The sequence below is a fragment of the Streptomyces sp. NPDC060205 genome (assembly GCF_042728395.1).
In the GTDB taxonomy this organism is placed as follows: domain Bacteria; phylum Actinomycetota; class Actinomycetes; order Streptomycetales; family Streptomycetaceae; genus Streptomyces.
Genome location: NZ_JBHWZP010000109.1, coordinates 21,156 through 27,331 on the forward strand (window position 1 = coordinate 21,156; position 6,176 = coordinate 27,331).

A 6,176-nucleotide genomic window follows, 5' to 3' on the forward strand; every position below is an offset into this window, starting at 1 on the left:
ACCTTTGGGGTTGTGTACCGGTTCCTGCTGACGCCCCGCTGGTGGGGGATCAACGTCTTCGTGCTGTTGGCCATCCCCTTCTGCATGTTCATGGGGTCATGGCAGTTGAGTCGGTTCGAGGACCGGGTCCAGGACCATCGCGACGCCGGTGAGCAGGCCTCGGCGGCCAGGACGCAGGCTCCCCGGCCGCTCGCGCGGCTGCTGCCCGTGGACAAGAAGACCTCGGGCAAGCAGGCCACGGCGACGGGCCGGTACGGCAAGCAGTTGCTCGTACCCGGCCGGGAGCTGGACGACAAGCGGGGCTTCTACGTCCTGACGATGCTGCGCACCGACGACGGCAAGGCCCTGCCGGTGGTCCGGGGCTGGCTCGCCGGTGACGCCGACACCGCGAAGGCCCCGGCGGCTCCGGCCGGCGAGGTCACCGTGACCGGCGCACTGCAGGCGTCGGAGACACCCGGGTCGAACGGCGTGCCCGCGGCCGGCGGCCTCCCCGCCGGACAGACCGGCGCGATCAGCTCGGCGTCCTTGGTGAACCTCGTGCCGTACAAGATGTACGACGCGTGGATCACGCTCGCGGAGGCCGACTCTGGGATGAAGGCGGTGCCCGCCACGGCGCCTTCGGACACGGGCCTTGACCTGAAGGCCTTCCAGAACCTGGGTTACACCGGTGAGTGGTTCGTCTTCGCGGGGTTCGTGGTCTTCATGTGGTTCCGGCTGATGCGGCGCGAGGTGGAGTTCGCGCAGGACGCGGAGCTGGGTCTCCTGGAGGAGACTCCGGCGGAGTCCGACGCCGCGAAGGCGTCGTCGGCGTCATCGGCTTCGTCCACCTCGTCCACCACCGCCTGACCCTGGCCCGAGCGGCAGCCCGGGCCCGTCGCGGTCGGCAGCGGTCGGCGACCGTCCCGGTCAGGAACCGGCCAGTACGCCGGTCCGGTAGACCGTCCCCGCACACGCGTTGGACACGGTCGTCGCGGCCGCCGGTGCGCCGCCCGCGGCCGTGTAGGACACGCTGACGCTTCCGTCGACGGTTCCGTCGGCCCTCATGAGCTGAGGTTCCTCGCCGGTCGCGCCTTCCGAGACCGTACCGCCGCTGGCCCCGGTGGGGTCCTCCGTGGGCGTCGGGTCGGGCGTGGGTTCCCCGCCGCCGGTGCCGCCGTTGCCCCCGCTGGTCGGGCAGGTCGACGAAGGCACCCAGGCGAACTTCACGTTGTACGTCCCGCCCGGCGGCAGGACCAGGGAGGTGGCGTAGGTGGACGGGTCGGGCAGCCCGGCGGCGGGATCGCCCGCCGTGTGCAGGAGCGTCGAGAGCTGGGACTGGTCCGCGGCGCCCACCGCGGTCGGCGCCACCGAGCCGTCGCCGACGACCGTACAGCTGGCGGTCGAGACGTTGGTGACCGTGAAGGTGCCGTAGACCGCGCCGTTGGCGTCGGGTGCGCCACCCCCGGCAGCGGCGATGAGCTGCGTCGGCGTACAGGTCGGCGCGACCGCGGTGGAGGTCGTGGGCGAGGTGCCCGCGGTGCCGCCACCCTTGCCCTTGCCGGGCTTGTCCTTCTTATCGCCCTTGTCCGAACCCTTGGACGAGCCCGCGGAATCGCCGGAGCCGCTTCCCGAGGAGGCTGCCTTGCCCTCGTTCGCGCCGCCCTGGGTCGCCGAGGTGTTGCCCGCCATGGACGGGTCGGCGTTGGAGCCCGTGGAGTTCGAGACGTGCACGAGGGCCGGGACCGCGGTGCCGATGAAGAGCGCGGCGGCGGCCATGCCGACGAGGGCCTGGCGCTTGCGTGCCCGCCGGGCCGGTACCGCGCGGCGCAGGTGGTCCAGCGTGCCGTCGGTCGGCTCGATCTCCTCGACGGCCTGGTGCAGCAGTCGCCGCAGGGCCAGTTCGTCGGAGCCGAACACGTCGGCGGAGAGGCCGATACCGGGGGTGCCGGGGTTGCCGGGGTTGCCGGGGTTGCCGGGGTTGCCGGGGTTGCCGGGGTTGCCGGAACCGTCGGCTCCGGCCGCGCCCGCGCCTCCGGCCTCCGAGCCGACGGACTCCGTACCCGACGAATCCGCACCTGCGGACTCCGTACCCGCGGACTCCGCACCCAAGCCGGCCGAGCCGCCCAGGTCACCCGCGTCACCCGAGCCGCCCAGGTCATCCGCGTCACCCGAGCCGCCCAGGTCACCCGCGTCATCCGAGCCGCCCGCTGAGTCCTTCGAGGACAGCGGGAAAACCTTGGCCGGCGCTGAGTCCGAGTCCCCGGGGTCGACGGGGTCGACCGGTTCGGTCGAGCCGGCCGGGTCGGCCGAGTCGTCCGAGGGGCCGTCCGGCGAGCCGCCCGACAGGCGGCCTTCCGTGTCCGTGGGGCCCGACTCTTCCGGGCCCGGGTTCTCCGAGGGGCCGTGATTCACAGTTCCGTTCCCAGCGTGCTGCTCTTGCTCGTCGTCGCCGTGGCGACCGTGCTCGTCGTGGCGTGCTCGCTCGTCGTGGCCGCTCATGCCGGCTCCTCCATGGCGACGCGCAGCGCGGCGATGCCACGCGACCCGTACGCCTTCACGGAGCCCAGGGAGACACCGAGGGTCTCGGCGACCTGCGCCTCGGTCATGTCCGCGAAGTACCGCAGGACCAGGACCTCGCGCTGGCGTCTTTGGAGCCCCTTCATCGCCTTGATCAGGGCGTCGCGCTCCAGCTGGTCGTACGCGCCCTCCTCCGCGCTCGCCATGTCGGGCATCGGCTTGGAGAGGAGCTTCAGGCCGAGGATGCGCCGGCGCAGGGCGGAGCGCGAGAGGTTGACGACGGTCTGGCGCAGATAGGCGAGCGTCTTCTCCGGGTCGCGCACGCGCTTGCGCGCCGAGTGCACCCGGATGAAGGCCTCCTGCACGACGTCCTCACAGGACGCGGTGTCGTCGAGGAGGAGCGCCGCGAGTCCGAGGAGCGACCTGTAGTGGGCGCGGTAGGTCTCGGTCAGATGGTCGACGGTCGTGCCGGCCGCCAGGGCCTCGTCAGCGCCTTCACGCTGATTCGGGATGCGGGCCGACCGCGCTGCGGGCATGGGGGCGATCACCGGCATGCCGCCGCCGGACGCGCCGGACGTGCGGGGTCGGCGGGGCGGACGGAGGGCAGTGCCCCGCGTCGCCACAGTGAATTCGAGAACCTCAGCCACGCCAGTTGGACACGCGTCCCCCCGCCGGGGTTGTACGCGACAGGCATCACGTTTGCGTAGGACCTCGTGCCGGACCGTGCGCTCAGTGTCCTCATACGTAAAAGCCCATCCCCTATGCCCCATATGAACGTGGCGTCCGGTCACCCCTGAAGGGCGACCGCAAAGACGCGCCCCGCCCTCCGCGCGGTTGCGGAGAACGGGGAGAAAAATCTTCGAACGCCAGAGGCTTGGCTTCAGTGGTCCGGACCACAGCTTCGGACCCGATCGAACCACAGAAGTCGCACAGATCCTACAAAAGATTCAACTAACGACCGCCGGATTTCCTGTCCCGGGCCGGGATGGAAGGATTCCGGCGCAGGTCACAGCTCCGCGGCCACCAGTTCCGCGATCTGCGCGGTGTTCAGGGCCGCGCCCTTGCGCAGGTTGTCGCCGCACACGAAGAGCTCCAGCGCCGTCGGGTCGTCGAGGGCGCGGCGCACCCGCCCGACCCAGGTGGGGTCCGTACCGACCACGTCGGCGGGCGTCGGGAACTCCCCCGCCTCCGGATTGTCGAACAGCACCACCCCGGGCGCCGTGGCGAGGATCTCCCGCGCCCTGCCCACCGTCACCTCGCCCTGGAAGCGGGCGTGGACGGTCAGCGAGTGCGTGGTGACGACCGGCACCCGGACGCAGGTGACGGCGACGGGCAGGTTCGGCAGGCCGAGGATCTTGCGGGACTCGTCCCGCACCTTCATCTCCTCCGAGGACCAGCCGTCCTCGCGCACGGTCCCGGCCCACGGCACCACGTTGAGCGCCACCGGCTCCGGGAACGGCCCGGTGTTGTCGCCCACGGCCCGCCGTACGTCACCGGGGGTCGTCCCCAGTTCCGTACCGGCGACGAGCTTCAGCTGCTGCCGCAGGGTGTCGACCCCGCGCTGCCCGGCCCCGCTCACCGCCTGGTACGAGGAGACCACCAGCTCGCGCAGTCCGAACTCGGCGTGCAGCGCGCCCAGGGCCACGATCATCGACAGGGTCGTGCAGTTGGGGTTGGCGACGATGCCGCGCGGCCGGACACGGGCGGCGTGCGGATTGACCTCGGGCACCACGAGCGGCACCTCGGGGTCCATCCGGAACGCGCCCGAGTTGTCGACCACGACGGCGCCCTTGGCGGCGGCCACCGGCGCCCAGCGCCCGGCCACCTCGTCGGGTACGTCGAACATGGCGACGTCGACCCCGTCGAAGGCCTCCTCCGTCAGGGCCACCACCTCGACCTGCTCGCCGCGCACGGCCAGCTTGCGGCCGGCCGAGCGCGGTGAGGCGATCAGGCGGATCTCGCCCCAGATGTCCGCGTGCTGGGACAGGATCTGGAGCATGACCGTGCCGACGGCCCCGGTCGCGCCCACGACCGCGAGCGTCGGCCGCCCGGTCATCGTCGTACGCCTCCGTACGGGGGGACGGTCATCGTCCGGTGCCTCCGTAGACGACGGCCTCGTCGCTGTCGGAGTCGAGTCCGAAGGCGCTGTGCACGGCGCGCACGGCTTCGTTGACGTCGTCCTGGCGGGTGACGACCGAGATGCGGATCTCGGAGGTCGAGATCAGCTCGATGTTGACGCCCGCGTCGGACAGCGCCTGGAAGAACGAGGCGGTGACGCCCGGGTTGGTCTTCATCCCCGCGCCGACCAGGGAGATCTTGCCGATCTGGTCGTCGTAGCGCAGCGACTCGAAGCCGATCGCGCCCTTCGCCTTCTCCAGCGCCTCGGTGGCCTTGCGGCCCTCGGCCTTGGGGAGGGTGAAGGAGATGTCCGTGAGGCCCGTGGAGGCCGCGGACACGTTCTGCACGATCATGTCGATGTTGATCTCGGCGTCCGCGATCGTCCGGAAGATCACCGCGGCCTCGCCCGGCTTGTCCGGGACGCCGACGACCGTGATCTTGGCTTCGGAGATGTCGTGCGCGACTCCGGAGATGATGGCGTGCTCCACCTGCGCGTCCCCTTGCGGATTCTCGTTGCTGACCCAGGTGCCGCGCAGTCCGGAGAAGGACGAGCGGACGTGGATCGGGATGTTGTATCGGCGTGCGTACTCGACGCAGCGGTGCAGCAGCACCTTGGAGCCCGAGGCGGCGAGCTCCAGCATGTCCTCGGAGGAGATCCAGTCGATCTTCCGGGCCTTCTTCACCACCCGCGGGTCGGCGGTGAACACACCGTCGACGTCCGTGTAGATCTCGCAGACCTCGGCGTCGAGGGCGGCGGCGAGGGCGACGGCCGTGGTGTCGGACCCGCCGCGCCCCAGCGTGGTGATGTCCTTCTTGTCCTGGCTGACGCCCTGGAACCCGGCGACGATCGCGATGTTGCCCTCGTCGAGCGCCGTCCTGATGCGACCCGGCGTGACATCGATGATGCGCGCTTTGTTGTGGACGGAGTCGGTGATCACGCCTGCCTGGCTGCCGGTGAAGCTCTGGGCCTCGTGGCCCAGGTTTTTGATCGCCATGGCCAGCAGGGCCATCGAGATCCGCTCTCCCGCTGTCAGCAGCATGTCGAACTCACGCCCGGCAGGGATCGGGGATACCTGCTCGGCGAGATCGATCAGCTCGTCCGTCGTGTCACCCATCGCCGACACCACGACGACGACCTGGTGGCCGTCCTTCTTGGCGTCGACGATTCGCTTGGCGACACGCTTGATGCCCTCGGCATCGGCTACGGAGGAACCTCCGTACTTCTGCACGACAAGGCCCACGTGCGCTCCTCGCTCAGTCCGTCTCGTACCGCACGGCTGCGGTCGGCTCAGTCTAACGAGCGGCCGAATTCCACCCGAGTGGTATCGCATCGTGAGATGTCCCGCTCACGTGTTGATCACCCGGTCCGGTCGGTCCGGTCCCGCGGTCGGCCGGTCGGTCGGCTCCCGCGGTCCGGCCCTCCGGCCGCTCCAGGACCGCATCTGCCCGTCCCGGACACACCTCACTCGCAAAGTGCCCCTCGTCACACGGCCGGCGCGATATGAGCGCGCGGAAAAGGGGCACCGGCGTGGATGTGGGGCGGGCCCGGAGTCGTCGACTCC

Annotated in this window: 5 protein-coding genes; 1 reads left to right on the plus strand and 4 read right to left on the minus strand. The window is 70.8% G+C overall.

The window, feature by feature from the left end; all coding sequences use genetic code 11:
* The first annotated feature begins 12 nt into the window (after positions 1 to 12).
* Positions 13 to 846 (plus strand): SURF1 family protein, encoded by an 834-nt coding sequence (locus tag ACFWGJ_RS20550; protein WP_387326401.1) that lies wholly within the window; start codon positions 13 to 15, stop codon positions 844 to 846.
* A gap of 60 nt (positions 847 to 906) precedes the next feature.
* Here ACFWGJ_RS20550 and ACFWGJ_RS20555 read toward each other — a convergent pair whose 3' ends face one another.
* The 4 genes from ACFWGJ_RS20555 to ACFWGJ_RS20570 form a co-directional block, all read right to left on the minus strand.
* On the minus strand, positions 907 to 2,478 hold the full coding sequence (locus tag ACFWGJ_RS20555) for a hypothetical protein (RefSeq protein WP_387326403.1): 1,572 nt from the start codon (positions 2,476 to 2,478) through the stop codon (positions 907 to 909).
* The gene (locus tag ACFWGJ_RS20560) at positions 2,475 to 3,143 is read right to left on the minus strand and encodes a SigE family RNA polymerase sigma factor (RefSeq protein ID WP_107018124.1); all 669 of its coding nucleotides are present in this window, start codon (positions 3,141 to 3,143) and stop codon (positions 2,475 to 2,477) included. The genes ACFWGJ_RS20555 and ACFWGJ_RS20560 overlap by 4 nt, the downstream gene beginning before the upstream one ends.
* 359 nt (positions 3,144 to 3,502) lie before the next feature.
* Positions 3,503 to 4,552, minus strand: a complete 1,050-nt coding sequence (locus ACFWGJ_RS20565) for an aspartate-semialdehyde dehydrogenase (RefSeq protein WP_387326406.1) — start codon at positions 4,550 to 4,552, stop codon at positions 3,503 to 3,505.
* 28 nt (positions 4,553 to 4,580) lie between these two features.
* Positions 4,581 to 5,855, minus strand: a complete 1,275-nt coding sequence (locus tag ACFWGJ_RS20570) for an aspartate kinase (protein WP_387326409.1) — start codon at positions 5,853 to 5,855, stop codon at positions 4,581 to 4,583.
* Positions 5,856 to 6,176 lie beyond the last annotated feature (321 nt).

Coding starts and splice junctions, on each gene's coding strand:
- ACFWGJ_RS20555 (WP_387326403.1), bottom strand. CDS start 2,478: ATGAGCGGCCACGACGAGCGAGCACGCCACGACGAGCACGGTCGCCAC.
- ACFWGJ_RS20565 (WP_387326406.1), bottom strand. CDS start 4,552: ATGACCGGGCGGCCGACGCTCGCGGTCGTGGGCGCGACCGGGGCCGTC.